Source organism: Mycobacterium sp. TH-M106 (assembly GCF_057473765.1).
Map to the genome: position 1 here is coordinate 1 of NZ_JBYCLE010000330.1, position 1,315 is coordinate 1,315.

Below are 1,315 nucleotides of genomic sequence, written 5' to 3' on the forward strand. Positions count from 1 at the left end.
AATTGTCCAAAATCAAATGGATCTGCAATCCCTGGGGGACTTCGCGGTCGATGGCGTTCAAGAACTTCAGGAACTCAGTGTGACGGTGCCGCGGCAAGCACTGGCCGATCACCGCGCCGGTCAACACGTCCAGCGCCGCGAACAGCGTGGTGGTCCCGTTGCGCTTGTAGTCATGGGTCATCGTGCCCGCTCGGCCGGCCACCATCGGCAACGAGGCCTGTGTGCGGTCCAGGGCTTGGATCTGGGATTTCTCGTCCATGCACATCACGATCGCCTTCTCCGGCGGGTTGAGGTAGAGGCCGACCACGTCGATGAGTTTCTCCTCGAACTTCGCATCGTTGGACACCTTGAACGTGTCGATCAGGTGGGGCTTGAGCCCTAGATCCGACCAAATACGTTGCACCGTTGCAGAACTGACTCCCACCCGCTTGGCCATCGTGCGACACGACCAGTGCGTGGCTCCAACCGGGGTCGTCGTCGTGGTCAATCGGACGATCTCGGCAATGGTCGCCTCGCTGATCGAGGGCTTGCGGCCCCGGCCCTTGCGGATCTTCTCCAACCCGGCCAACCCGTCCTGCCCGAATCGCTTGCGCCACGACCGCACCGTCACCGCCGTCACCCCCACCTCCTCGGCGATCACCATGTTGGCCACCCCATCGCCAGCGCCCAACAACGCCCTGGCCTGAAGCACCTGACGATGCGGTGCCGACTGCGCCCGCGCCAGCCTCTCCAACGTTTCCCGCTCACCGGCCGACAACGGCAACGGCACTGCTGGTGCACTCGCCCCACCAGAACACCGAACAACCACCTATTTATTTGTGAGCCATACCATTAGCATCCCTAGCACCGAACTCCTGGCACAAAAACCGCAGGTCACAGCCATGCGCTCTTAAGTGCGCCTCCGGATTTCACAGCCCCGAAGCGTTGATCGGCATGGCCATCCTCACTCGCGGCAACCTACGTCCGGCGCTACCCGGTCCAGCAGCATGAACCGCACCCGGGGAACCGTCAGTAGATCCAAGCACGAAGGCACACGTCAGTGAGTTCGGAGCGCGTGATTTTTTGCGACTGAACCCATTTTACGCAAACTGCGCGAATAAACGCCAACCAGCCCTCGACGACAATTTCGGTGATATCGCGGTTGCGACCTTCCGCGACAAGTTGCTGGATCATGCATTTGCCAACGATATTCAGTTCGTCGCTGATTATCGCCTGAATCTCCGGGTCATCGGCTAATGCGCCGCGATTGATAGCGATTGCCTCGAACGGGTGGTCGGCGAAGTATTGAATATAGGATTCAACGCCGGCGGCGAGC

At 60.4% G+C, this 1,315-nt stretch carries 1 protein-coding gene and 1 pseudogene; both read right to left on the bottom strand.

What is annotated here, in order from left to right:
* Positions 1 to 769, bottom strand: a 769-nt coding sequence (locus tag AC2VOP_RS11425; protein WP_486961070.1) for an IS630 family transposase, incomplete at its 3' end; no start/stop codon positions are given.
* Positions 770 to 1,008: 239 nt separating this feature from the next.
* A pseudogene (locus AC2VOP_RS11430) lies at positions 1,009 to 1,315 on the bottom strand (TetR/AcrR family transcriptional regulator); the annotation flags it as partial.